The sequence below is a fragment of the Klebsiella sp. PCX genome (genome assembly GCF_021869705.1).
In the GTDB taxonomy this organism is placed as follows: Bacteria; Pseudomonadota; Gammaproteobacteria; order Enterobacterales; family Enterobacteriaceae; genus Klebsiella; species Klebsiella quasipneumoniae.
The window spans coordinates 1,651,713-1,676,055 of sequence record NZ_CP091527.1; the positions used below are offsets into that span (position 1 = coordinate 1,651,713).

Annotated in this window: 27 protein-coding genes; 14 read left to right on the plus strand and 13 right to left on the minus strand. The window is 59.1% G+C overall.

Features of this window, described 5'->3' with window-relative positions; genetic code table 11:
* Nucleotides 1-21 precede the first annotated feature (21 nt).
* From moaB to GQR96_RS07745, 5 genes are read left to right on the plus strand one after another with little or no spacing between them, the layout of a single operon-like run.
* Nucleotides 22-534 (plus strand): molybdenum cofactor biosynthesis protein B, encoded by a 513-nt coding sequence (gene moaB / locus GQR96_RS07725; RefSeq protein ID WP_004886139.1) that lies wholly within the window; start codon nucleotides 22-24, stop codon nucleotides 532-534.
* A 3-nt stretch (nucleotides 535-537) separates the two neighbouring features.
* Nucleotides 538-1,026, plus strand: coding sequence for a cyclic pyranopterin monophosphate synthase MoaC (moaC, locus tag GQR96_RS07730; protein WP_004886142.1), 489 nt, complete (start codon nucleotides 538-540; stop codon nucleotides 1,024-1,026).
* On the plus strand, nucleotides 1,019-1,267 hold the full coding sequence (moaD, locus tag GQR96_RS07735; protein WP_004886145.1) for a molybdopterin synthase sulfur carrier subunit: 249 nt from the start codon (nucleotides 1,019-1,021) through the stop codon (nucleotides 1,265-1,267). Before moaC ends, moaD begins: the two co-directional genes overlap by 8 nt.
* A gap of 1 nt (nucleotide 1,268) precedes the next feature.
* Entirely contained in the window at nucleotides 1,269-1,721 is a 453-nt protein-coding gene (gene moaE / locus GQR96_RS07740) for a molybdopterin synthase catalytic subunit MoaE (RefSeq protein WP_004886150.1), read from the plus strand.
* 45 nt (nucleotides 1,722-1,766) lie between these two features.
* Nucleotides 1,767-2,471, plus strand: coding sequence for a Bax inhibitor-1/YccA family protein (locus tag GQR96_RS07745; protein WP_065878968.1), 705 nt, complete (start codon nucleotides 1,767-1,769; stop codon nucleotides 2,469-2,471).
* A 299-nt stretch (nucleotides 2,472-2,770) separates the two neighbouring features.
* On the opposite strand, the gene GQR96_RS07750 is transcribed toward GQR96_RS07745, so the two are convergent.
* From GQR96_RS07750 to GQR96_RS07760, 3 genes are read right to left on the minus strand one after another with little or no spacing between them, the layout of a single operon-like run.
* Nucleotides 2,771-3,736 carry a lysylphosphatidylglycerol synthase domain-containing protein gene (locus GQR96_RS07750; RefSeq protein WP_065878970.1) on the minus strand — a complete coding sequence of 322 codons (966 nt, stop codon included), beginning with the start codon at nucleotides 3,734-3,736 and terminating at the stop codon, nucleotides 2,771-2,773.
* The gene (gene clsB / locus GQR96_RS07755; RefSeq protein WP_004886156.1) at nucleotides 3,733-4,977 is read right to left on the minus strand and encodes a cardiolipin synthase ClsB; all 1,245 of its coding nucleotides are present in this window, start codon (nucleotides 4,975-4,977) and stop codon (nucleotides 3,733-3,735) included. Before clsB ends, GQR96_RS07750 begins: the two co-directional genes overlap by 4 nt.
* On the minus strand, nucleotides 4,974-5,735 hold the full coding sequence (locus tag GQR96_RS07760) for an endonuclease/exonuclease/phosphatase family protein (protein ID WP_004886158.1): 762 nt from the start codon (nucleotides 5,733-5,735) through the stop codon (nucleotides 4,974-4,976). Before GQR96_RS07760 ends, clsB begins: the two co-directional genes overlap by 4 nt.
* Before the next feature lie 131 nt (nucleotides 5,736-5,866).
* Between GQR96_RS07760 and GQR96_RS07765 the strand changes: the two genes are divergently transcribed.
* Entirely contained in the window at nucleotides 5,867-6,277 is a 411-nt protein-coding gene (locus GQR96_RS07765; protein ID WP_012542390.1) for a YbhQ family protein, read from the plus strand.
* Here GQR96_RS07765 and GQR96_RS07770 read toward each other — a convergent pair.
* The 6 genes from GQR96_RS07770 to GQR96_RS07795 all read right to left on the minus strand — a co-directional run bounded on the left by GQR96_RS07770 (nucleotide 6,239) and on the right by GQR96_RS07795 (nucleotide 12,981).
* Entirely contained in the window at nucleotides 6,239-7,345 is a 1,107-nt protein-coding gene (locus tag GQR96_RS07770; protein WP_004886162.1) for an ABC transporter permease, read from the minus strand. The two genes, GQR96_RS07765 and GQR96_RS07770, sit on opposite strands and share 39 nt — an antisense overlap.
* Before the next feature lie 130 nt (nucleotides 7,346-7,475).
* Nucleotides 7,476-8,609, minus strand: a complete 1,134-nt coding sequence (locus GQR96_RS07775; RefSeq protein WP_004886164.1) for an ABC transporter permease — start codon at nucleotides 8,607-8,609, stop codon at nucleotides 7,476-7,478.
* Nucleotides 8,599-10,338 (minus strand): ATP-binding cassette domain-containing protein, encoded by a 1,740-nt coding sequence (locus GQR96_RS07780; RefSeq protein WP_032455747.1) that lies wholly within the window; start codon nucleotides 10,336-10,338, stop codon nucleotides 8,599-8,601. Before GQR96_RS07780 ends, GQR96_RS07775 begins: the two co-directional genes overlap by 11 nt.
* Entirely contained in the window at nucleotides 10,331-11,326 is a 996-nt protein-coding gene (hlyD, locus tag GQR96_RS07785; protein ID WP_017900166.1) for a secretion protein HlyD, read from the minus strand. Before hlyD ends, GQR96_RS07780 begins: the two co-directional genes overlap by 8 nt.
* The gene (gene cecR / locus GQR96_RS07790; RefSeq protein ID WP_085956527.1) at nucleotides 11,326-12,000 is read right to left on the minus strand and encodes a transcriptional regulator CecR; all 675 of its coding nucleotides are present in this window, start codon (nucleotides 11,998-12,000) and stop codon (nucleotides 11,326-11,328) included. Before cecR ends, hlyD begins: the two co-directional genes overlap by 1 nt.
* A gap of 57 nt (nucleotides 12,001-12,057) precedes the next feature.
* On the minus strand, nucleotides 12,058-12,981 hold the full coding sequence (locus GQR96_RS07795; RefSeq protein ID WP_065878972.1) for a LysR substrate-binding domain-containing protein: 924 nt from the start codon (nucleotides 12,979-12,981) through the stop codon (nucleotides 12,058-12,060).
* Between GQR96_RS07795 and GQR96_RS07800 the strand changes: the two genes are divergently transcribed.
* The 8 genes from GQR96_RS07800 to ybiB all read left to right on the plus strand — a co-directional run bounded on the left by GQR96_RS07800 (nucleotide 12,973) and on the right by ybiB (nucleotide 22,297).
* Entirely contained in the window at nucleotides 12,973-13,110 is a 138-nt protein-coding gene (locus GQR96_RS07800) for a hypothetical protein (RefSeq protein WP_032431308.1), read from the plus strand. The two genes, GQR96_RS07795 and GQR96_RS07800, sit on opposite strands and share 9 nt — an antisense overlap.
* A 288-nt stretch (nucleotides 13,111-13,398) precedes the next feature.
* Nucleotides 13,399-14,733 (plus strand): MFS transporter, encoded by a 1,335-nt coding sequence (locus GQR96_RS07805; protein ID WP_004886173.1) that lies wholly within the window; start codon nucleotides 13,399-13,401, stop codon nucleotides 14,731-14,733.
* 50 nt (nucleotides 14,734-14,783) lie between these two features.
* Nucleotides 14,784-15,533 carry an SDR family NAD(P)-dependent oxidoreductase gene (locus GQR96_RS07810; RefSeq protein ID WP_065878973.1) on the plus strand — a complete coding sequence of 250 codons (750 nt, stop codon included), beginning with the start codon at nucleotides 14,784-14,786 and terminating at the stop codon, nucleotides 15,531-15,533.
* Nucleotides 15,534-15,546: 13 nt separating this feature from the next.
* Nucleotides 15,547-16,392, plus strand: coding sequence for a transketolase (locus tag GQR96_RS07815; RefSeq protein ID WP_017900161.1), 846 nt, complete (start codon nucleotides 15,547-15,549; stop codon nucleotides 16,390-16,392).
* Nucleotides 16,392-17,384, plus strand: coding sequence for a transketolase family protein (locus GQR96_RS07820; RefSeq protein ID WP_017900160.1), 993 nt, complete (start codon nucleotides 16,392-16,394; stop codon nucleotides 17,382-17,384). Before GQR96_RS07815 ends, GQR96_RS07820 begins: the two co-directional genes overlap by 1 nt.
* Before the next feature lie 215 nt (nucleotides 17,385-17,599).
* Nucleotides 17,600-18,955 (plus strand): ATP-dependent RNA helicase RhlE, encoded by a 1,356-nt coding sequence (gene rhlE, locus GQR96_RS07825; protein ID WP_004886179.1) that lies wholly within the window; start codon nucleotides 17,600-17,602, stop codon nucleotides 18,953-18,955.
* A 192-nt stretch (nucleotides 18,956-19,147) separates the two neighbouring features.
* Nucleotides 19,148-21,304 carry an ATP-dependent DNA helicase DinG gene (gene dinG, locus GQR96_RS07830; RefSeq protein ID WP_065878974.1) on the plus strand — a complete coding sequence of 719 codons (2,157 nt, stop codon included), beginning with the start codon at nucleotides 19,148-19,150 and terminating at the stop codon, nucleotides 21,302-21,304.
* 27 nt (nucleotides 21,305-21,331) lie between these two features.
* Nucleotides 21,332-22,297, plus strand: a complete 966-nt coding sequence (ybiB, locus tag GQR96_RS07835) for a DNA-binding protein YbiB (protein WP_004886183.1) — start codon at nucleotides 21,332-21,334, stop codon at nucleotides 22,295-22,297.
* A 110-nt stretch (nucleotides 22,298-22,407) separates the two neighbouring features.
* Here ybiB and ybiJ read toward each other — a convergent pair whose 3' ends face one another.
* The 4 genes from ybiJ to GQR96_RS07855 form a co-directional block, all read right to left on the minus strand.
* A complete protein-coding gene (ybiJ, locus tag GQR96_RS07840; protein WP_004176772.1) occupies nucleotides 22,408-22,668 on the minus strand; it encodes a DUF1471 family protein YbiJ in 261 nt (86 codons plus the stop codon).
* A gap of 285 nt (nucleotides 22,669-22,953) precedes the next feature.
* Nucleotides 22,954-23,220 (minus strand): DksA/TraR family C4-type zinc finger protein, encoded by a 267-nt coding sequence (locus GQR96_RS07845; protein WP_002895824.1) that lies wholly within the window; start codon nucleotides 23,218-23,220, stop codon nucleotides 22,954-22,956.
* 20 nt (nucleotides 23,221-23,240) lie between these two features.
* Entirely contained in the window at nucleotides 23,241-23,501 is a 261-nt protein-coding gene (locus GQR96_RS07850; protein WP_025999233.1) for a YdgH/BhsA/McbA family protein, read from the minus strand.
* Nucleotides 23,502-23,641: 140 nt separating this feature from the next.
* Nucleotides 23,642-24,256 (minus strand): flavin reductase family protein, encoded by a 615-nt coding sequence (locus tag GQR96_RS07855; RefSeq protein WP_023320023.1) that lies wholly within the window; start codon nucleotides 24,254-24,256, stop codon nucleotides 23,642-23,644.
* Between the last annotated feature and the right edge of the window lie 87 nt (nucleotides 24,257-24,343).

Genomic DNA, 24,343 nt, shown 5'->3' on the forward strand with positions numbered 1-24,343 from the left:
GTTTTCGAAAGGAGCATTCAGATGAGCCAGGCTAGCGCTGAGTTTATTCCGACCCGTATTGCTATTCTTACCGTTTCCAGTCGTCGCGGCGAAGCGGACGACACTTCCGGCCACTGGCTGCGTGAGGCGGCGCAGGAGGCGGGGCACCATGTCGTCGATAAGGCGATAGTCAAAGAGAACCGCTACGCCATCCGCGCCCAGGTATCGGTGTGGATCGCCAGCGATGAGGTACAGGTGGTGCTGATCACCGGCGGGACCGGGTTCACCGAAGGGGACCAGGCGCCGGAAGCGCTGCTGCCGCTGTTTGACCGTGAGGTGGAAGGTTTTGGCGAAGTGTTCCGCATGCTGTCGTTCGAAGAGATCGGCACCTCGACGCTGCAGTCCCGGGCCGTGGCCGGCGTCGCCAACCACACGCTGATCTTCGCTATGCCGGGCTCGACGAAAGCCTGCCGCACGGCGTGGGACAACATCATTGCCCCGCAGCTGGATGCCCGCACCCGTCCTTGTAATTTTATTCCTCACCTGAAGAAATAATGTATGTCACAACTGACCCATATTAACGCCGCGGGCGAAGCCCATATGGTGGATGTCTCCGGCAAAGCGGAAACGGTACGCGAAGCGCGCGCCGAGGCTTATGTCGAGATGCAGGCGACAACCCTGGCGATGATTATCGACGGCAGCCATCATAAAGGCGACGTTTTCGCCACCGCGCGTATCGCCGGGATCCAGGCGGCCAAGCGCACCTGGGAGCTGATCCCGCTGTGCCATCCGCTGATGCTCAGCAAAGTGGAAGTCAATTTGCAGGCGCAGCCGGAACATAACCGGGTGCGCATCGAATCGCTCTGCCGCCTGACCGGCAAAACCGGCGTCGAGATGGAAGCCCTTACCGCCGCCTCGGTTGCCGCGCTGACCATTTACGATATGTGCAAGGCGGTGCAGAAGGATATGGTGATTGGCCCGGTGCGCCTGCTGGCGAAAAGCGGCGGCAAGTCTGGCGATTTTAAGGTGGACGAACGCCATGATTAAGGTTCTGTTTTTTGCCCAGGTGCGCGAGCTGGTGGGTACTGATTCGCTGACTCTCGACGCCAGCGAGCTGGCCACCGTTGAGGCTGTGCGTCAGCAGCTTGCCGCTCGCGGCGATCGCTGGGCGCTGGCCCTGGAGGAGGGCAAGCTGCTGGCGGCGGTTAACCAGACGCTGACCGCCTTTGACCATCCTGTCGCCAGCGGGGATGAAGTGGCGTTCTTCCCACCGGTCACCGGGGGCTGACATGACGCAAACTCGTATCGTCGTTAGCCCGGCGCGCTTTAGCGTTGGCGAGGAGTATCTCTGGCTGGCCGAACGCGATGAAGACGGCGCGGTGGTTACCTTCACCGGCAAAGTGCGCAATCACAACCTCGGCGACAGCGTGAAAGCGCTGACTCTTGAGCACTATCCGGGGATGACCGAGAAATCGCTGGCGGAGATTGTCGACCAGGCGCGCGAGCGCTGGCCGCTGGGCCGGGTGACCATTATCCATCGCATCGGCGAAATGTGGCCGGGGGAAGAGATTGTGTTTGTCGGCGTCACCAGCGCCCACCGCGGCAGCGCCTTCGCCGCCGGCGAGTTTATGATGGACTACCTGAAAACCCGCGCGCCGTTCTGGAAACGCGAGGCGACACCGGAGGGCGAGCGCTGGGTCGATGCCCGCGACAGCGATCGTCAGGCGGCAGAGCGCTGGTAGTGTGATACGCTTACAGAGTGAAACTTTGTTAATCAGGAGAGAGTCATGGACAGATATCCGCGTTCCGATTCAATAGTGCAGGGCCGCAGCGGCCTGCAGACTTATATGGCGCAGGTGTACGGCTGGATGACGGTCGGCCTGCTGCTGACGGCGTTTATCGCGTGGTTTGCGGCGAATACCCCGGCGGTGATGATGTTCGTCTTTTCGAGCAAAATCACCTTTTTCGGGCTGATCATCGCCCAGCTGGTGCTGGTGTTTGTGCTGTCGGGGATGGTGCAGCGGCTGAGCCCCGGGATGGCGACCACCCTGTTTATGCTCTATTCGGCGCTCACCGGGTTGACGCTGTCGAGCATTTTTATCGCCTACACCTACTCCTCCATCGCCAGCACCTTTGTGGTCACCGGCGGGATGTTCGGGGCGATGAGTCTGTACGGCTACACCACCAAGCGCGACCTGAGCGGCTTCGGCAGCATGCTGTTTATGGGGCTGATTGGTATCGTGTTGGCGTCGCTGGTTAACCTGTGGCTGAAGAGCGAGGCGCTGATGTGGGCCGTGACCTACATCGGGGTGGTGCTGTTTGTCGGCCTGACCGCCTACGACACCCAGAAGCTGAAAAACATCGGCGAGCAGATTGATACCCGCGACAGCGCCAATCTGCGTAAATACTCGATCCTCGGCGCCTTAACGCTGTATCTGGATTTCATCAACCTGTTCCTGATGCTACTGCGTATTATGGGCAACCGCCGCTAACCTGTTTATATCAAAGGGTTGCATCCCCGATCGCCCGGCAAGCGCAGCGCCGCCGGGCGAGACGTCAGGCACGGTACCCGTGGTATTGCCGGGTGGCGGCTGCGCCTTACCCGGCCTACAGGCTCCTCTCACAGGCTCACACCCCGTAGGCCCGCGCAAGCGCAGCGCCGCCGGGCGAGACGTCAGGCGCGGTACCCGGGATGTTTCCGGGTGGCGGCTGCGCCTTACCCGGCCTGGAGGACCCCCCTCACAGGCTCACACCCCGTAGGCCCGCGCAAGCGCAGCGCCGCCGGGCGATTTCATTCGCGGGCCAGCTTGCGCTGGTTCTTTTGCCGCAACTTTTTCGCCCGACTCTCCAGCAGCAAATAGGCCACCGTCGCCAGCAGCAGCGGCAGGAAATAATAGAGCGCGCGCCAGGCGAGGAGAGCGGCGATGATCGCTCCCTTCGAAATCTCTTCCCCGGAGAGCATGGCGATGAACACCGCCTCCAGCACGCCAATCCCGGCCGGAATGTGGATAATCACCCCGGCGATACTGCTCACCAGCAGTACCCCCAATACAAGGAAATAGTTAATCTCGCTGCCCAACAGCAGCCAGATGATCGCCCCCATCGCCATCCAGTTCGCCGCCGAGACCCCCATCTGCAGCAGCGCGAATCGCCAGGAGGGCAGCACCAGCCGCTGACCTTTGATCGTCAGGTGACGGCGTTTGGCGAAGGCGCAGCCAAACAGATAGCACAGCGTGAGAAACACCATCACTCCGCCGATAATGCGCAGAGTGGTCTGACTGATGTACCAGTGCGGCGGCAGCTTCACCAGATCCGCTGTAAATATCACCCCACCGAGCAGGATATAGCCCAGCCAGTTGGTGGTGATGCTTAATGAAAAAATACGGGTGATGGTGCCGCCGTTGAGCCCCAGCCGCGAGTACAGCCGGTAGCGCATGCCGATGCCGCCGACCCAGGTGCTGAGGGTCAGGTTGAAGGCATAGCAGATAAACGACACCAGCATCACCTGGCGTTTCGCCAGCTTATGCCCACAATAGGCCCGGCCAAGCAGATCGTAGCAGCCGTAGATCAGATAGCTGACGATGACCAGCGCAATGGCGCTGAACAAGGCCAGCCGATCGTAGCCGCGGATCACCTTCCATACTTCCTGCCAGTCGACCTTCTGCGCGTAAATCACCAGCAGGACGATCACGGCGATAAAAAAGAGTACGGTCAGCACTCTTTTTGCCATCCGCCAGCGAGGGTGCGATTTGCTCATAGTGGATTATCCCTGGTAGGTGACTCGACGCGATCCTGAGTTTCAATCTCCGGCTGCACCGGCGGGCTGACCCTGGCCAGCCGCGGAGTATGGGCCGGCAGCCAGCCGACCCACGCCGGAAAGTGGCGCAGAAAGTGGAAGGCCATCACGCTCACCCCCAGCCGCCACCAGTTGCGTTTCGGCAGCATCGTTTTATCGATCCGCTGACAATCCCGGGCGATAAGCCCGTTAAGATTATCGCGCAGCGTCTGGTTAAACACCCGGTCGTGGATGATCAGATTGGCTTCCAGATTCAACGACAGGCTGAGCGGATCGAGGTTGCTCGACCCGACGGTGGCCCAGTGGTCGTCCGCGAGGGCGACTTTGCCATGCAGCGGACGGCGGCGATATTCGTAGATCTGCACGCCGCCTTTGACGAGGTAGTGGTAGAGCAGGTGGGCGCCGAACTTCACAATCGGAATATCCGGTTCGCCCTGGACGATCAGCTTCACCCGCACCCCGCGCCGCGCGGCATTGCGCATCGCATGCAACAGACGGTAGCCGGGGAAAAAATAGGCGTTCGCGATTATCACCTCCCGGCGGGCGCTGGTCAGCATCTTCAGGTAGTGGCGTTCGATATCGTCGCGGTGATCCTGGTTATCGCGCCAGACGAACAGCGCCTGCGCCTCGCCGGGGGTCTGGTTGATCTCCGGCTGATGGCGACGACGGCGCCACCAGCGGCGGGCGGTTTCGCTGTTGGGCAGATTCTCCAGTTCGAACTGCAGAATATCGAGCACCACCGGCCCCTCGACCTGCACCGTGTAATCCTGTTTGGCCTCCGGGCCATAGTCGCTCATATGTTCGGCGGAGTAGTTGATGCCGCCGACAAAGGCGGTGGTGTCGTCGATCACCACGATTTTACGGTGCATACGACGGAACAGGTTGGTACGCATTCCCATCAGCTTAGGGCGCGGGTCGTAATAGCGGAAAATCACCCCCGCGGCGGTCAGTTCACCGACAAACTCATCGCTAAGATCCGGCGAGCCGTAGCCGTCAAGCAGCACTTCCACCTGGATGCCGCGGCGTGCTGCCTTCAGCAGAACCGCGTGCAGCCGCCAGCCGACCTCATCTTCAAACCAGATAAAGGATTCGAGGATCACCCGCCGGCTGGCGCGACCGATGGCCGCAAACAGCGCCGGATAGTACTGGTCGCCGTTCTCCAGTAGCGTAATGCGGTTGCCTTCCTGCCAACGACATTTCACAAATGAATCTCCACGCTAAGGGGTGCATGATCGGACAGATGCCGCCACTGTTTGAGGGCCAGCGCCTTCGGGCGGCTGGCGTGGGCGTTCTTGACGTAAATGCGATCGAGGCGCAGCAGCGGAAAACTGACCGGAAAGGTGCGCGCCGGCCGTCCGCGGGCGCGGGTAAAGATCTCTTCCAGCCCTGCCTGGGCCTTTAACGGCTGGTTAGCCTGCTGACGCCAGTCGTTAAAATCTCCGGCCACCACCACCGGCTCGCCGGCGGGCAGGGTATTGACCCACTCCGCCAGCATCGCCAGCTGCGCCTGCCGCTGGTCGGCACGCAGTCCGAGATGGACGCAAATGACGTGAATCGTAACGCCGCTCTGCGGCGGTACGATGCGGCAGTACAGCAGGCCGCGTTTCTCCCCATTGCCGACCGAGATATCGCGATTTTCATAGTATTCAATCGGGAAGCGCGACAGCACGGCATTCCCGTGGTGACCTTCCGGATAGACCGCGTTGCGCCCATAGGCGTAGTCGCTCCACATGGTGTCGGCAAGAAATTCGTAATGGGTCTTATCTGGCCAGTTTTCGATATGCAGCGGGTGAACTTCGTGAGCGCCCATCACTTCCTGCAGGCAAACTATGTCAGCGCTGACGCTGCGAACGGCTTCGCGCAGCTCGGGCAAAATAAAACGCCGATTAAACGCCGTAAAGCCTTTATGGGTGTTAATTGTCAGCACGTTCAACGAAAATCCCGACGTTGGCTCAGCCATAATTCTCCAGTAAATGTCACTTTCCTGAATAAAATAGTGTAGTAGACGTCACAAAAAGATGCGGTGATACGGAATTTTCCGTAAAGTGCGGTACTCTGAGTAGCAGAGAAAAATCCTTCAGGAGAGAAGCCATGAAGTGGCAACAACGTGTACGCGTCGCAACAGGTCTTAGTTGCTGGCAGATTATGTTGCATCTACTGGTCGTGGCAGTGCTGGTGATGGGATGGATGAGCGGCGCGCTGGTGCGCGTCGGATTAGGGCTGTGCGTCCTCTACAGCGTCACGCTGCTGGCGATGCTGTTTCTGCAGCGTCACCATGAGGCGCGCTGGCGCGATGTGGGAGACTTCCTTGAGGAGCTCACCACCACCTGGTACTTCGGCGCCGCCATGATAGCGCTGTGGTTGCTGTCGCGCGTGCTGCACAACAACCTGCTGCTGGCCCTCGCCGGGCTGGTGATACTGGCAGGCCCGGCGGTGGTCTCGCTGCTGGCGAAAGATAAAAAATTACGCAATCTTTCTTCGGAACATCGCATACGCCGCTGAGCCGGTGGTGGCCGCTATGACCAGTAGCGGCCACAAACTTCCCCACACAATCTCCAGACTCGCATCCTTCAAATAAATTTGCTTGGTGATATCGGTAAAGTGGCGGATCGGGTTTATCCACGTCAGATCCTGCAGCCACTGCGGCATGTTTTCCACCGGTGAAACATAGCCGGAGAGAAGAATCGCCGGCATCATAAAGACGAACACGCCAATAAACGCCTGCTGTTGCGTTGAACATAGCGATGAGATCAATAAGCCAAATCCCACCAGCGACAGACCGTAAATCACCATGGTGAAATAGAACAGCAGCAGCGAGCCGGCAAACGGGATCTGATAGGCCCAGATACCAATCGCCAGCACGATAGTCGCCTGCAGGGTGGCGACGATCAGCGCCGGTACCGCTTTACCGACAAAGATTTGCCAGGTGGCGAGGGGCGAGACCAGCAGCTGATCGAGGGTGCCCTGCTCGCGCTCGCGGGCCACCGACAGCGAGGTGACGATCATCACTCCGATGGTGGTGATCATGGCGATGAGCGACGGCACCACGAACCATTTGTAGTCGAGATTCGGGTTATACCAGTTGCGCACCACCAGTTCGCTGTTGTTCGGCTTCGCTTTGTCCTCCAGCAGTTCCTGCTGGTAATTTTTCACGACCTGCTGCAGATAGTTGGCGGCGATTTGCGCGCTGTTGGAGTTGCGCCCGTCGAGCAGGAGCTGCAGCGGGGCGGTTTGATAGTTGTCGAGGTTGCGTGAGAAATCCGCCGGGAAGCGCACCACCAGCAGGGCTTTTTGTTCATCGATGGTCGGCTGGATCGCCTGCGGGCTTTTCAGCAGCAGGACGTGGGTAAAGGCTTTGGCGCGGGCAAAGCGCTGAGTGAGTTCCACCGCGTGGCGACCGCTGTCTTCGTTGTAGATGGCGATGGTGGCGTTGGTCACCTCCAGCGTCGCGGCAAAGGGAAACAGCAGCACCTGAATCAGCACCGGCATGATTAAAATTGCCCGCGTCTGTGGTTCGCGCAGCAGCGACTGCAGCTCTTTGCGAATCAATGTCCATAAACGGTGAAACATAATAGCTCCTTTGGCCCATTCAACAACGCCGGGCGGCACTGCGTTTGCCCGGCCTGGGAGGATCGGCGAACCGTATAATCGATGTTGGTTAAACCGTAGGCCCGGTCAGCGCAGCGCCACCGGGCAAAACCTAATCCAGACGCCGCTTGGTTTTCAACCATGTCAGACCGATAAACATCACCGCCGAAGCAATCAAAAACAGCACATTCACCAGCAGTACCACTGGAATATTGCCCGCCAGAAACAGGCTTTGCAGGGTGTTGACGAAATAGCGCGCCGGGATCACGTAGGTCACGGCGCGGATCACCGCCGGCATACTATCTATCTGGAAAATAAACCCGGACAGCATAATCGACGGTAAAAACGCGGCGTTCAGCGCCACCTGCGCGGCGTTAAACTGGTTGCGGGTAATGGTTGAGATAAGCAGCCCCATCCCCAGGGTGCTGAGCAAAAACAGACTGGTGATGACAAACAGGATCGGCAGCGAACCGCGATAGGGCACGCCGAGAATAAATACTGACACCAGCATACACAGCAGCATCGCCAGCATGCCGAGGAAGTAGTAGGGAATGAGCTTGCACAGCAGCAGTTCGGCGCGGGTGATCTCCGTCGACAGTAGCGCCTCCATGGTGCCGCGCTCCCATTCCCGCGCCACCACCAGCGAGGTCAGTATCGCGCCGACTACGGTCATGATAATGGTGATCGCCCCGGGGATAATAAAGTGCTGGCTGATAGCCGCCGGGTTAAACCAGTAGCGCATCTGCACGTCGATCAGCGGTTCAAAGGTCTCGCCGCGATCTTCCGCCCGCTGCTGCTGCCAGATCTGCCAGATCCCCTCCACGTAGCCCTGGGCGAAGTTAGCGGTATTGGGCTCGCTGCCGTCGGTGATGAGCTGGAGCGGCGCGCTGGCGCCGGGGCGGGCCATCTGGCGGTCGAAGTCCACCGGAATGACCACCATGGCGCGGATGCGACCGGCCTGCATCAGCTGAATTAACTGCTGGCGATTATCGCTGACGGTGGCGTCGATGTAGGGTGAGCCGGTCATGGTATGGACGAAATCCAGCGCCTCTTCGCTCTGCTGCTCCAGCAGAACCCCCACCCGCAGCTTGCTGGAGTCGAGGTTAATGCCGTAGCCGAAGATAAACAGCAGCAATAGCGGGATCACCACCGCAATCAGCCAGCTGCTGGGATCGCGGACGATCTGCCGGGTCTCTTTCACGCACAGGGCGCGGACCCGTCGCCAGGAGAGAAGGTTACTGCTCATGGCCATTCTCCTTATCCCAACGGTTAATCAGGGTAATAAACGCCTGCTCCATGGTCGGGTCCGTCTGGTTGTCATCCGCCGCCTGGGCCTTCAGCGCGTCCGGGGTGCCGCTGGCGATAAGCTTGCCGTGATAGACCAGCCCAATGCGGTCGCAATACTCCGCCTCATCCATAAAGTGAGTGGTGACCATCACCGTCACCCCTTTATCCACCATGCTGTTGATATGCAGCCAGAATTCGCGACGAGTGAGGGGATCGACCCCGGAGGTGGGTTCGTCGAGAAACAGAATGTCGGGCTCATGCATCAGCGAGCAGGCCAACGCCAGCCGCTGCTTATAGCCGAGCGGCAGCTCGTCGGCGGCGTGGCGGGCAATGCTGTTCAGACCGAAGGCATCGCTCATGCGGGCGATTTTGTCATTTTGCGCCCGGCCGCGCAGGCCGTACACGCCGGAGAAAAAGCGCAGGTTCTGCTCGACGCTGAGGTTGCCGTACAGCGAAAATTTTTGCGCCATATAGCCCAGATGCTGACGCGCCTTGCCGGAGCTGACCTTAAGATCCATCCCCAGCACCAGCGCTTTGCCGGAGGTGGGCACCAGCAGGCCGCACATCATTTTGAAGGTGGTGGATTTCCCGGCGCCGTTGGGGCCGAGCAGGCCGAAGATCTCGCCGCGCTTGACCTGGAAATCGACGTGGTCGGTGGCGGCGAAATCGCCAAATTTTTTCGTCAGCGACTGCGCCTCAATCACCGTTTCGTCTTTACTGCCGTCAACGCGATGGATAATCGCCCCCAGCGGCGATTCGGCGGTGCCGGCGCCGCCGAGCAGGTCGATAAAGGCGTCTTCAAAGCGCGGCGCGGTGTCTGCCACCTGCAGCGGCGGCATATCGTCATGTTCCTGAACCTCATCGATGCGGGCCTCCTTTTTCAGGATCAGACGCACCGATTTGCCCTGAATCACGCCGTCGCTAACCTGCGGCAGCTTCAGCGCCCGCTGCAGCAGGCGGCGGTTGTTCTCCTGCGGGCTGGAGACCAGAAAGCTGCGCCCGGCCATGGTTTGCGTCAGGGCCGTCGGCTCTCCTTGATAAAGCAATTTGCCTTCGTTCATCAGCAGCACATCGCGACACTGCTCGGCTTCATCGAGATAAGAGGTGCTCCACAGGATCAACATGCCGTCGCCGGCCAGCTCGTGCACCATCTGCCATAGCTCGCGGCGGGAGATCGGGTCGACGCCGACGCCGGGTTCATCCAGCAGCAGCACCTTCGGGTCACCCACAAGGGTACAGGCGAGCCCCAGTTTTTGCTTCATACCGCCGGAGAGCTTGCCCGCCAGCCGTTCGGTGAACGGGCCAAGGGCGGTAAAATCCAGCAGGCGGTCGAAAATTTTCTTCCGTGCCTCGCCGGTGACGCTGCGCAGGTCGGCGTACAGGGTCAGGTTTTCCATCACCGTCAGATCTTCATACAGGCCGAACTTCTGCGGCATATAGCCGAGCACCGCGTGCAGAGCGCTGTCGTCTTTTAGCGGATCAAAGCCGATCACCCTGGCGCTGCCCTCATCAGGCTTGAGCAACCCGGCGAGCATCCGCATCAGGGTGGTTTTCCCTGCGCCGTCGGGGCCTACCAGCCCGGTGACGTAGCCGGCGCGGATCGTACAGGTCAGCGGCGCCACCGCTGGCCTGTCCATCCCGGGGAAACGGCGGCTCAGGCCGTTTAAGGCGATGACGGCCTCACTCATGTCCGTTCCCGTGGTTAAAGGAGACGGTCACCGGCATCCCCTGGCGCAGCGCGCCGTCGGCATCGGTCACCACAATACGCAGACGATAAACGAGGTCGGTACGCAGATCCGGCGTTTCAACGGTCTTCGGCGTGAACTCAGCGCTTGGCGAGACAAAGCCGATTTTGCCGTGATAGGGCTTATCCGGCCGGCTGTCGGTATAGAGCAGCACCTCTTGTCCCGGCTGCGCCTGGCCGAGGTTTTTCTCATCAACGTAGGCCCGGACCCATACCGGATGGGTTAATGACAGCGTCAGCACCGTGCTGCCGGCGTTGAGCATGGTGCCGGGCTCGACGGCGCGGGTCATCAGCGTGCCGTCGGAAGGGGCGGTCAGCACCGTATCGTGCAGGTCCAGTTTGGCCTGCGCCAGCGCCGCCTGCGCCTGTTCGAGGCTGGCTTTGGCCTGGGCTATCTCCTGCGGACGGTTGCCGGCGCGGTATTGACGCAGTTTATCCTGCGCTGACTTCAGCGTTGCCTGCGCCTGGTCGCGCGAGGAGCGGGCGTTCTCCAGATCGTTGGCGGAAATGGCGCTGCTGGCGCGTAAACCCAGCTGGCGCTGATAAAAGTTTTGCGCGTAGTCGTAAGCGGCCTGCGCCTGGTTTACCGCCGCCGCGGCCTGGGCAATCTCTTCCGAGCGGTAGCCGGCCATCATCAGGTCATACTGCGCCTGGGCGGTGGAGACGTTGGCCTGCGCCTGCAGCAGGGCGTTTTCATAGGGAGCTCGGTCAAGCGCGCCGAGGGTTTGCCCGGCGCGGATGCTGTCGCCTTCGTCGACGGTCAGCGAGGCCAGCCTGCCGCCGACGCGGAAGCTCATATTGACGGTGCGGATATCGACATTGCCATACAGGGTCAGCGGCTGCTGCCGGCTGCTCTGGTACCACCACCAGCCGCCGCCCAGCGCGGCGAGAAGAATCACGATCAGCAGAATGACGACGACGGGTTTTTTCATCAGCCCAAACTCCTTTGCGATAACCCATGCAGGATGAAATCGATATGACAGGTAATGACCTCAAAAATCTGTTCGGTTTTTTGCGCGTCAAACTGCGTCCAGCCGGTGCGCAGCAGGATAGTTTCACGCCCGAGACGGAAAGCGAGCACCTCGCCCAGCAGGGCGTGGGTATGAAGGATCATTTGCGTATCACCGGCATCGCGGCCGGTCCAGGCGGCGATTAGCCGGGTGAGATAGTGGTGCAGGGGGGCGATCACCTGCTGGTGGATCAGATGGTACGCGGCGGTGGGCGCCAGCTGTTCCCGGGAAATAAATTTGCTCAAGTTGACCGTATCCTCCTGGGTCAGCAGCAGGATCATGTTATGGCAGGCGCTGAGGATAAGGGCGCGGATCGCCTGGCGATCCGGCGACTCTCCGGCGAGCAGAGCCTCCGCCGCTTCGGCGTGCGGGCGAAAATTGTCACCGATAAAATCGGCGATCCACTGGCCGCAGGCGAGATACAGGTCGTCTTTCGAGCCAAAATAGTAGGTGATAGCGGCGATATTCTGCCCGGCCTGGGCGGCGATGTCGCGGGTGGTGGCGTGCTGGCCATACTCGCCAAACTGGGCGATAGCGGCCGCGATAAGCTGACTTTTTGCCTGTTCGCCTTTACTGGTCATCGCGCTCTTAAAAATTAATCAATCGATTGATTAACTTTAGGCGTCGACTGGCGCTTTGTCCACCCGCCAGGGCTAAATATGAAAGCCGTCTTCCTCTAGCTCCCCGGCGACCCAGGCGAAGAAGCGCTGCACTTTTTCCTTCTGTTCATTAGCGTGGGGAAGGACGAAGTGGTGCGCGCCGACCGGCATGCTCCGTTCGTCGGCAAACACCGGCGTCAGCTGTCCCTGGCGCACATGGCCGCCGGCCAGCAGATTGCTTTCCAGGATCACCCCCATCCCCATCCGGGCCGCCTCGATGCTCATGTACGACCGGTCGAAATTAAAAATAAAGTTTTTGTGCCAGCCGCGGACCTTGTGCCACGACAGCCAGTTGCTCCAGTTAATTAAGGTGCTGTCGGAATGGATCAGATCGCAGGCCAGCAGATCTTCCGGGGCGTGAACCGCATGGCGGGTTAAATAAGAGGCGGCGCTGTAGGGCAGGACGCACTCATTTTTAATGGTTCTGACCAGCAGCGTCGGCCACTGCGACAGCCCGTGGCGAATATCGATATCAATATTATCCCGGGAAAACTGAATGCTTTCGTAAGAGCAGGTGAGGCTGATTTTTAGCTCCGGCCACGCCTGACGGAATTTATCCAGCCGCGGCATTAGCCACAGCAGGCCGAAGCTCGGCGCCGAGTGAATGCGTAAATAATCCTGATGAATATCGTTGATCACCTGGCTGGTGGCCTGGCCAATCATATTCAGCGCTGCGGAGACCTCTTTAAGATATTTTTCTCCCACCGTGGTTAACATCACGCCTTTGCTGCTGCGGGAAAACAGTTTTTTTCCCAGCAAGTGCTCAAGACTGGCTATCTGATGGCTGACCGCCGAGGCGGTAATGTTGAGATTCTCTGCCGCCAGGTTGAGGCTGCCGGTCGCGGCGACTTCAATAAAAGCCTGGATATTGCGTAAAGAGGGCATCGGCAGATTTTTATTGGGCAGTGGTTGACTCATGGCGGCATCCTGCGCGGGGCGCGAATAAAAGAAAATGGCGAACAGCGTGGCGCAGCCGTGATGAACAGCCCAGGGAAAAGCGAAAAAACCATTTTAATTTGTGATGGGCTTAACAATTTATCTCGTTAAAAGCACGCCTCTCAGTAAACGCTAAAAATTTGCGGGGAGTCACTAACTCAATTTTTCTCAATCATAATTGAGCTTTTTTGAATACCGTTTCATTTTTGGGTTGTTATATTCCCCTCACAGGCCTGATCACAAACTGCGATGCGCTTGGATCGCAATAATAAAACACCTAACCACCTGTTTCGCTGTGCAAAAAGACATGTCTCTCTTGTTGCGCCGGGGCGCGTGAAACGCGGCGACCCAGACGGCAACCTACGGCGAAGTGGATGAGGTATAAGATGAGGAAACCCTATGTCACGTATAGATACGCTGGTCTGTACTGACGCCAGGAAAACAAAATATCGTTTTGTGGTTTTGACGATGATTTTCCTGGTGTATGCCATCAATTACGCCGACAGAACGAATATCGGCGCGGTACTGCCGTTTATCATTGATGAATTTCATATCAATAATTTTGAGGCCGGGGCGATTGCCAGTATGTTTTTCCTCGGCTATGCGGTCAGCCAGATCCCGGCCGGCTTTTTCATCGCCAGACGCGGCACCCGGGGGCTGGTTTCACTATCCATTTTCGGCTTTTCCGCTTTTACCTGGCTGATGGGCACGGTGAGCTCCGTGTTTGGCCTGAAGCTGGTGCGGCTGGGCTTGGGGCTGAGCGAAGGTCCCTGCCCGGTGGGGCTGGCGTCGACGATAAATAACTGGTTTCCGCCGAAAGAGAAAGCCACAGCAACCGGCGTTTACATTGCGGCGACCATGTTTGCGCCGATTATCGTGCCGCCGCTGGCGGTGTGGATTGCGGTGACCTGGGGCTGGCGGTGGGTCTTTTTCTCCTTTGCCATTCCCGGGATCGTGGCGGCGATAGCGTGGTACCTGTTGGTCAAGTCAAAGCCTGCGGAGAGCGGATTTGTATCTCAAAGCGAACTGGCAGAGATTAACGCCGGGCGCGACAGCCATCATAACGACGGTGTACGCGAAAATATATTAATCGCCGATCGCTTCACCTGGCTGGATAAAATTATTCGGGTGAAAAAAATGGCGCCTGTGGATACGGCGAAGGGCTTATTTACCTCAAAAAATATTCTCGGAGACTGCCTGGCCTATTTTATGATGGTCAGCGTGTTATATGGGTTATTAACCTGGATTCCGCTGTATTTAGTGAAAGAGCGCGGTTTCGATGTGATGAGTATGGGCTTCGTAGCCAGTATGCCGTGCATTGGCGGCTTTATTGGCGCGATTGGCGGCGGATGGATTTCGGATAAATTATTAGGCCGCCGGCGCAAACCCACCATGATATTCACAGCGGTATCAACCGTAGTCATGATGTTAATTATGCTAAATATACCGGCAAGCACCCTGGCGGTCTGTATTGGTTTATTCTTTGTCGGTTTCTGTTTGAATATCGGCTGGCCGGCTTTTACCGCCTACGGTATGGCGGTTTCGGATACGAAAACTTATCCCATTGCCTCTTCTATTATAAATAGCGGCGGTAACCTCGGCGGATTTGTAGCGCCGATGGTGGCCGGTTTCTTACTGGATAAGACGGGGAGCTTTAATTCTGTATTTACCTATTTTGGTATCTGCGCCGCATTGGGGTTGGTGGTGATTCTTTTCCTCGATGAGCCACAATAACGAAAATAGATCCTGTTAATTAATATGACGTAATGTCATGGAGTGAAACTATGTTATTAAAAGATAAAGTCGCCATTATTACTGGCGCGGCCTCCGCACGCGGTTTGGGTTTTGCGACTGCGAAATTATTCGCCGAAAACGGCGCGAAAGTGGTCATTATCGACCTCAATGGCGAAGCCAGTAAAACCGCCGCGGCGGCACTGGGCGAAGGCCATCTCGGCCTGGCGGCGAACGTCGCCGACGAAGTGCAGGTGCAGGTGGCCATCGAACAAATTTTGGCGAAATACGGCCGGGTCGATGTGCTGGTCAATAACGCCGGGATCACCCAGCCGCTGAAGCTGATGGACATCAAGCGCGCCAACTATGACGCGGTGCTCGATGTCAGCCTGCGCGGCACGCTGCTGATGTCGCAGGCGGTGATCCCCACGATGCGGGCGCAAAAATCCGGCAGCATCGTCTGCATCTCGTCCGTTTCCGCCCAGCGCGGCGGCGGTATCTTCGGCGGTCCGCACTACAGCGCGGCAAAAGCCGGCGTGCTCGGCCTGGCGCGAGCGATGGCGCGCGAACTTGGCCCGGATAACGTCCGCGTTAACTGCATTACCCCAGGGCTGATTCAGACCGACATCACCGCCGGCAAGCTGACGGACGACATGACGGCCAATATTCTTGCCGGCATTCCGATGAACCGCCTCGGCGACGCGGTGGACATCGCCCGCGCCGCGCTGTTCCTCGGCAGCGACCTCTCTTCCTACTCCACCGGTATCACCCTGGATGTTAACGGCGGCATGTTAATTCACTAAGCGAGGCACAGAGATGAAGATCACCGAATCACAAAAAGTCGCTGCGGCGGCGTGGCGTATCCGCCGCTACGCCCTGCAAATGGGGGAAGTGCAGGGGCAGGGCTATATTGGCCAGGCGCTGGGATATGCCGATGTGCTGGCTACCGCCTTCAGCCACGCCATGACCTATCGCCCGGAAGATCCTGAGTGGGAGGGGCGCGATCGGTTCCTGCTTTCTCATGGCCATTACGCTATCGCTTATTATGCCGCGCTGCTGGAGGCGGGCATTATTCCGGAAGCGGAACTGGAAACCTACGGCTCCGACGACAGCCGCCTGCCGATGTCCGGCATGGCGACCTACACGCCGGGGATGGAGATGTCCGGCGGCTCACTGGGGCAGGGGCTGTCTATCGCCGTCGGCATGGCGCTCGGGCTGCGGCAGAAACAGAGCACAGCCTGGGTCTACAACTCGATGTCCGATGGGGAGCTGGACGAAGGTTCGACCTGGGAAGCGGCGATGTCGGCGGCTCACTATGGCCTGACCAATCTGATTAACCTTGTCGACGTCAACAAACAGCAGGCCGACGGCGATTCACGCAAGATCCTCGGCTTTGAGCCGCTGCAGGATAAATGGGCCGCCTTCGGCTGGTACGTACAGCGCGTAGACGGTAACGATCTGCCGGCGGTGATGGCCGCCTTTGACAACGCGAAAAGTTATTCCGGCAACCAGCCGCGGGTCATTTTATGCGACACGCTGATGGGCAAAGGGGTGCCGTTCCTCGAAACCCGCGATAAGAACCATTTTATTCGCGTCGATGCCGACGAATGGCAAAAAGCGATTGCGGTGCTGGACGCTAACAAACCGGAAGGAGTGCTGTAATGAGCCAGAGTAAACCCCGTTTAAAAACGTCGGCGATGATTGCTTCGATTGCCGATGAAGGCCAGGCGACCGTCTCTGCGCCCTTTGGCGTCGCGCTGTCGAAACTGGCGGCGCAGCGCCCTGAAATCGTCGGTATGACCGCGGACCTGTCAAAATATACTGACCTGCATATTTTCGCCCAGGCCTTCCCGGATCGTTTTTTCCAGATGGGAATGGCGGAGCAGCTGCTGATGGCGGCGGCGGGAGGCATGGCGAAGGAGGGATTTATTCCCTTCGCCACCACCTATGCCGCCTTTGCGACCCGTCGCGCCTATGATTTTATTCATCAGGTGATCGCTGAAGAACATCTGAACGTCAAGATCTGCGCGGCGCTGCCGGGCCTGACGACCGGCTATGGCCCCAGCCATCAGGCCACCGAAGATCTGGCGATCATGCGCGGTATCCCCGGCATGGTCATCGTCGATCCCTGCGATGCGCTGGAGATTGAGCAGGCGGTACCGGCCATTGCCGATCACCAGGGTCCGGTGTATATGCGTCTGCTGCGCGGGAAGGTGCCGCTGGTGCTGGATAAATACGACTATCAGTTCGAACTGGGCAAAGCGAAGCTGCTGGAGGACGGCAACGACGTGCTGATTATCTCCTCCGGGCTGATGACCATGCGCGCCCTGGAGGCGGTTGAAAAGCTGCGGGCCGATAATATCAGCGTGGCGGTCCTGCACGTGCCGACCATCAAACCGCTGGATGAAAAAGCGATTATTGAACAGGCGTCGAAGCCGGGTCGGCTGGTGGTCACCGCCGAAAACCACACCGCTGTCGGCGGGTTAGGGGAGGCGGTGGCCGCCCTGCTGATGCGCAAGGGGGTTCGCTGCGAGATGGATACCGTTGGTCTGCCTGACGCGTTTCTGTTGGCCGGCGCGCTGCCGACCCTCCACGATCGCTACGGCATCTCCACCGCGAAGATCGTCGAAAAGATTAAGTATCGTCTGCGTTAACCGCGCTGCGGCGACGCGCCTGGCCGCTGAGCGCTCTCAGCGGCCTTCTTCCTCCCGCCAGCCAGGCGCGGCATTCTTTTACAGATTTTATGCGGCCTGTCACAAAATCTGCTAGACTGCGCCCCTTCATGGCATTGTGGTTTTTGCCATCTCTTATCGCAATAATCTCCCTGAAAACTACGCCCTTCACCGGGCCGGGGCGGTTCGGAGTTGTTATGTCTTTTGATTCCCTTGGCCTGAATCCCGATATCCTGCGCGCTGTCGCTGAGCAGGGCTACGTTGAGCCGACCCCTATCCAGCAGCAGGCGATCCCGGCGGTACTGCAGGGCCGCGACCTGATGGCCAGCGCCCAGACCGGCACCGGTAAAACGGCGGGCTTTACTCTGCCGCTGCTGCAGCGCCTGATCCAGAACGAGCCGCACGCGAAGGGCCGTCGTCCGGTGCGCGCGCTGATCCTGACCCCGACCCGCGAGCTGGCGGCGCAGGTGGGCGAGAACGTGCGGGATTACAGCAAATATCTGAATATTCGCTCGCTGGTGGTGTTCGGCGGCGTGAGTATCAACCCGCAGATGATGAAGCTGCGCGGCGGCGTCGATATCCTCGTCGCCACCCCGGGCCGTCTGCTGGACCTCGAACATCAGAACGCCGTCAGCCTCGATAAAGTGGAAATCCTCGTACTGGATGAGGCGGACCGCATGCTGGATATGGGCTTTATCCATGACATCCGCCGCGTACTGGCTAAACTGCCGCCGCGTCGGCAGAACCTGCTGTTCTCGGCGACCTTCTCCGACGAGATCAAAGGCCTGGCGGAGAAACTGCTGCACAACCCGCTGGAAGTGGAAGTGGCGCGTCGCAACACCGCCTCCGAGCAGATCACCCAGCACGTCCATTTTGTTGATAAGAACCGCAAGCGCGAACTGCTGTCGCAGCTTATCGGCGAAGGCAACTGGCAGCAGGTGCTGGTCTTTACCCGCACCAAGCATGGCGCCAACCACCTCGCGGAGCAGCTCAACAAAGACGGCATCCGCAGCGCGGCGATCCATGGCAACAAGAGCCAGGGGGCGCGTACCCGCGCGCTGGCCGACTTTAAATCCGGCGGCATTCGCGTGCTGGTGGCGACCGATATCGCCGCCCGCGGACTGGATATCGAAGAGCTGCCGCACGTGGTGAACTACGAGCTGCCGAACGTGCCGGAAGATTATGTCCACCGTATTGGGCGTACCGGTCGCGCGGCGGCCACCGGCGAAGCTTTGTCGCTGGTGTGCGTCGATGAGCACAAGCTGCTGCGCGATATCGAGCGCCTGCTGAAAAAAGAGATTCCGCGCATCGCGATTGCCGGCTATGAGCCGGACCCGTCGATTAAAGCCGAACCTATCCAGAACGGTCGCCAGCAGCGCGGCGGCGGTCGTGGTCAGGGGCAGGGACGCGGCGGCCAGGGGCAGGGGCGCAGCGGACAGCCGCGCAGCCAGAGCAGCGCCCCGCGTCGTCAGGACGGCGAGGCGCCGAAAGCGCGCACTCAGGACGGCAAACCGCCGCGCCGCCGTCGCCCGCGTAAACCGGCTGGCGAATAACAGGCTGATGCCCGGGCCGCGATAACGCGGTTAAGCACGGCTCAGGCCCGTCTGTCCGCTACGCGGCGGCGGGCCTTTTTCTTTCCATTACACTATTTGTCGAGCACGCTTCCACACACAGCAGAAAGCAATACCTCCGGACGGGTAAAAATGGCACAATAGTGGCTGTTTATACAGTATTCAGGTTTTCTCATGGCTTTGACCGCTGCGCTGAAAGCGCAAATCGCCGCCTGGTATAAGGCGCTTCAGGAACAGATCCCGGACTTTATTCCCCGCCCCCCGCAGCGGCAGATGATCGCTGATGTGGCGAAAACCCTCGCCGGGGATGAGGGCAGGCATCTGGCTATCGAAGCGCCGACCGGCGTCGGTAAAACGCTGTCATACCTTATCCCTGGCATTGCCATCGCCCGTGAGGAACAAAAAACGCTGGTGGTCAGCACCGCCAACGTCGCCCTGCAGGATCAAATCTACAGTAAAGACCTGCCGCTGCTGCGCAAGATTATCCCCGACCTGCGCTTCACCGCCGCCTTTGGTCGCGGACGCTACGTCTGCCCGCGCAACCTGGCGGCGCTGGCCAGCACCGAGCCGACGCAGCAGGATCTGCTGGCTTTCCTCGACGACGATCTCACCCCGAACAACCAGGCGGAGCAGAAACTGTGCGCGACGCTGAAGCAGGACCTTGACAGCTATCGCTGGGACGGCTTGCGCGACCATACCGACAAACCCATCGACGATGGACTATGGAGCCGGCTGAGCACCGATAAGGCCAGCTGCCTGAACCGCAACTGCCACTATTATCGCGAGTGTCCGTTCTTTGTGGCGCGGCGGGAAATTCAGGAGGCGGAAGTGGTGGTAGCCAACCATGCGCTGGTGATGGCGGCGATGGAGAGCGAGGCGGTGCTGCCGGAGCCGAAAAACCTGCTGCTGGTCCTTGATGAAGGCCATCATCTGCCGGACGTCGCCCGCGACGCGTTGGAGATGAGCGCCGAGATCACCACCCCCTGGTTTCGCCTGCAGCTGGATCTGTTCTGCAAGCTGGTGGCTACCTGCATGGAGCAGTTCCGCCCGAAAACCACGCCGCCGCTGGCCAATCCGGAGCGGCTCGCCGGCCATTGCGAAGAGCTGTTCGAGCTGATTGCGTCGTTGAATAATATTCTCAATCTCTACATGCCCGCCGGCCAGGAAGCGGAGCATCGCTTCCCGATGGGCGAACTGCCGCAGGAGGTGATGGAGATCTGCCAGCGGCTGGCGAAGCTCACCGAGACGCTGCGCGGGCTGGCGGAGCTGTTTCTTAACGATCTCAGCGAAAAGACCGGCAGCCATGACGTGGTGCGTCTGCATCGGGTGCTGCTGCAGATGAACCGCGCCCTCGGCATGTTTGAAAGCCAAAGCAAGCTGTGGCGTCTGGCGTCGCTGGCGCAGTCCTCTGGCGCGCCGGTGACCAAATGGGCGACGCGGGTAGTGCGAGACGGCCAGATCCACGTCTGGTTCCACTGCGTCGGCATCCGCGTCAGCGATCAGCTTGAGCGGCTGCTGTGGCGCAGCGTGCCGCATATCGTGGTGACGTCAGCGACGCTGCGCTCTCTTAACAGCTTCTCGCGCCTGCAGGAGATGAGCGGCCTGAAGGAAAAAGCGGGTGACCGCTTCGTGGCGCTGGATTCGCCGTTCAACCACGTGGAGCAGGGGAAAATTATTATTCCTCAAATGCGCTATGAACCGTTGATGGATAACGAAGAGCAGCACATTGCCGAGATGGCGGCCTATTTTCGCCAGCAGGTGGAGAGCAAGAAGCATCTCGGGATGCTGGTGCTGTTTGCCAGTGGGCGAGCGATGAATCGCTTCCTGGAGCATGTGACCGACCTGCGTCTGATGCTGCTGGTGCAGGGCGACCAGCCGCGTTACCGGCTGGTGGAGCTGCATCGCAAACGGGTGGAAAGCGGCGAGCGCAGCGTGCTGGTGGGCCTGCAGTCCTTTGCCGAAGGTCTCGATTTAAAGGGCGATCTGTTAAGCCAGGTACATATCCATAAAATCGCCTTTCCGCCCATCGACAGCCCGGTAGTGATCACCGAAGGCGAATGGCTGAAAAGCCTCAATCGTTATCCCTTCGAGGTACAGAGTTTGCCCAGCGCCTCCTTTAATCTTATTCAGCAGGTGGGGCGTTTGATCCGTAGCCATCACTGCTGGGGAGAGGTGGTGATTTACGATAAGCGTCTGTTGACCAAAAACTACGGCGCGCGTCTACTGAACGCGTTACCTGTTTTTCCCATTGAGCAGCCGGGCGTTCCGGAGGTTATAGTAAAACGGAAAGCAAAACAGACAGCAAAACAGACAGGCCGCAAACGTCGCTGACGACGGCGCGTTGCACCAGGGGGAGCCATGGAGTACAGCAAAATTATAAAAGAGGTGGGCCGCGGTAAGAATCATGCCCGCGACCTGGATGAAGAGACCGCCCGTGCGCTCTACGCGCGGATGCTGAACGGCGAGGTGCCGGAGCTGGAGCTGGGAGGAATATTAATCGCCCTGCGCATCAAAGGCGAAGGCGAAGCGGAGATGAAAGGCTTTTACGCCGCGATGCAGCAGCATACGCTGCGCCTGACCCCGCCGGCAGGCAAGCCGATGCCGATCGTTATCCCCAGCTACAATGGCGCGCGCAAGCAGGCGAACCTGACGCCGCTGCTGGCGATGCTCCTGCATAAGCTGGGGTTTCCGGTCGTGGTTCACGGCGTCAGTCACGATCCGACCCGGGTGCTGACCGAGACCATTTTTACCCTGCTGGACATTCCGGCTACCCGGCATGCCGGTCAGGCGCAGGCGCAGCTGGAGGGGCATGAACCGGTGTATATCCCGGTGGGCGCCTTCTGCCCGCCGCTGGAGAAACAGCTGGCGATGCGCTGGCGGATGGGCGTACGCAACAGCGCCCATACGCTGGCCAAACTGGCCACGCCGTTTGGCGAAGGGGAGGCGCTACGCCTCTCCAGCGTGTCGCATCCGGAATATGTTCCCCGGGTGGCGGGCTTCTTTCGCGAGACCGGTGGCCGCGCGCTGCTGATGCACGGTACCGAAGGCGAAGTGTACGCCAACCCGCAGCGCTGCCCGCAGATCAGCCTGATTGATGACCAGGGCGTGCGGGTGCTGTGCGACCGCCAGACCGAGGCGGCGGCGGAAGTTATTCTGCCGGCCTCGAAAGATCCCGAAGTGACCGCGCGCTGGATCGAGCGCTGCGTCGCCGGCGTCGAACCGGTACCCCACTCGCTGAAGATCCAGCTCGCCTGCTGTCTGCTGGCCTGCGGCGAGGTCTCAACCCTTGAGCAGGGTCTCAGCCGCGTCAACGACTGCTGGTGAGCGGGTCGGCAGGATAAAAAAAAAGCCCGTCCGGTGGCTCGGACGGGCAAGGCAAGGGTATTAAAGGTCTTTTCAGGGTTAATTCAGTGGCTTACAGGGTTTAGTTGCGATTATTTATAGATAACCGCGGTACCGCTCAGTTTGTTGTTGGTGTTAGCGGAAGTGATGCTATAGCCGGTTGCGCCAGCGGCTTCGGCTTTAGCAGCCAGTTTCGCTTCCAGACCATCTAATGTGGTTGCGCCTTGCGCAGACACCACACCGATCTTATTCATGCTTTCAGCCTGAGCGGGGGTAACCGGCTCGGCGGCAAAGGCGCCGAAGGAAAGGGCGGTCAGAGCGATGGCAGCGGCAGCATATTTGATGTTTTTCATAGTTAATCTCTCGCAGGTTGTTCTGTTCAGGGGACGATGTTCCGTCGATGTGATAAGTATCACGCTTTTTTGCGGGAGATAAAATCGAAGGAAATTCACAGTCTTCATCGATTTTTTTGAATGACTAATAATTTACTGATTATTAATAAATTATTTCTGATTCTTTTCGTCTGATGGCGGAGCGAGGGAGACCGGCACGCTTAAGGGCACATATTGCGACATTTATCGCCAAAAAGTGTGCGCGAAAAGATAATGCGAAAAGCTGTCATGAACGGTAAAGGAAAGTCAGCGTAGCTGGCTATCCTTGGAACCACGGCGATTATATCCTGAAAATGTATTGTTATGTAAATCTTTCTCCTGTTGGCACTTCACGCAGTATCTGACGCCAGGAATAGCCTGTCGGCGAGCCTCCGGAATCGGTTCTCCGCATTCATCACAAAATTTGTTGCTTTCGCCGCGTGGAAGCTCGCGGCGGGCGCGAGCCACCGCATCGTCAATGGTGCTGTCGATCTGATCCTGAACGGCGCCGTCGCCTGCCCAACCTGATGCCATCGTCTGCCTCCTGTAAAAGGTTATTGATAAATTATAGCTGAACCGTACAGCCGGTTACCGCTGCTGGCGGCATTGACCCGCCAGGCTATCGCCCCACGGCGGTGGGCCTTATCCGCGAGGGCAGCAACCAGGTCGTCAAGGGTAGGGGCGCCGGAGGCGGAGACGGTGCCGACAGGGCGCAGTGGCCCGTCATAGGGCAGTTCAGGTGTCAGCGGCAGGGAAGAGGCCGCATTGGCCTGAGCGGCAAGCGCAGCGGCAAACAGCAGCGAGGTGATTTTCATCAGCATATCCTCATAAACAGCATGGGACATAGCTTAAGTGTAGGCCTTTCCAGACCGCGCAGCAGGGAATTTTTTATGCAAAAACAAGGCGTTTTGCATGCTACCGGCGCAGGGTAGCGATACTCTGGCCGGTAAATTATTTAGCGGGCGTCCGGGCGGATCATGTCAAAACGCAGGCTGTCATCAATACTGTAATAGGCGCTCGGACCTCCGGCGCGCAGGATCGGCTGAGCGCGGGCGGTTTGATAGATGCCGTTATCCAGCAGTGATTCATCGATATGCACGGCGACCACTTCGCCGAGCACCAGCCATGTATCGACAAGGTTGCCGTCGGCGGTGGCGAGCTGAATACATTGCGACAGGCGGCACTCAAAGTTCACCGGGCTCTCCGCCACCCGGGGGGCCTTGACCAGGCGGCTGGCGGCGGCGGTGAGCCCGGCGCGCACGAATTCGTCCTCATGGTGCGGGATCGAGGCGGAGGTTTCGTTCATCGCTTCGGCCAGCGGGCGCGTCGCCAGGTTCCAGACGAACTCCTTCGTTTCGACGATATTTCGCACGCTGTCTTTCCAGCCGCTGCTGGCGAAACCAATGATCGGCGGACGATAGTTAAAGCAGTTAAAAAAGCTGTATGGCGCCAGATTACGCTGGCCCTCGGCGTCCTGCGAGGCGATCCAGCCTATCGGGCGAGGCCCGATTATCGCGTTCAGCGGGTCATGCGGCAGGCCGTGGCCCTGCGAAGGTTGATAAAAGTACATGCTGCACCTGTCACGGATAAAGGAGATATCCAGACTCCCTTATTTACCGCGCCGCCGTCAACGGGTATCTTACGCGGCTGTTCAAAG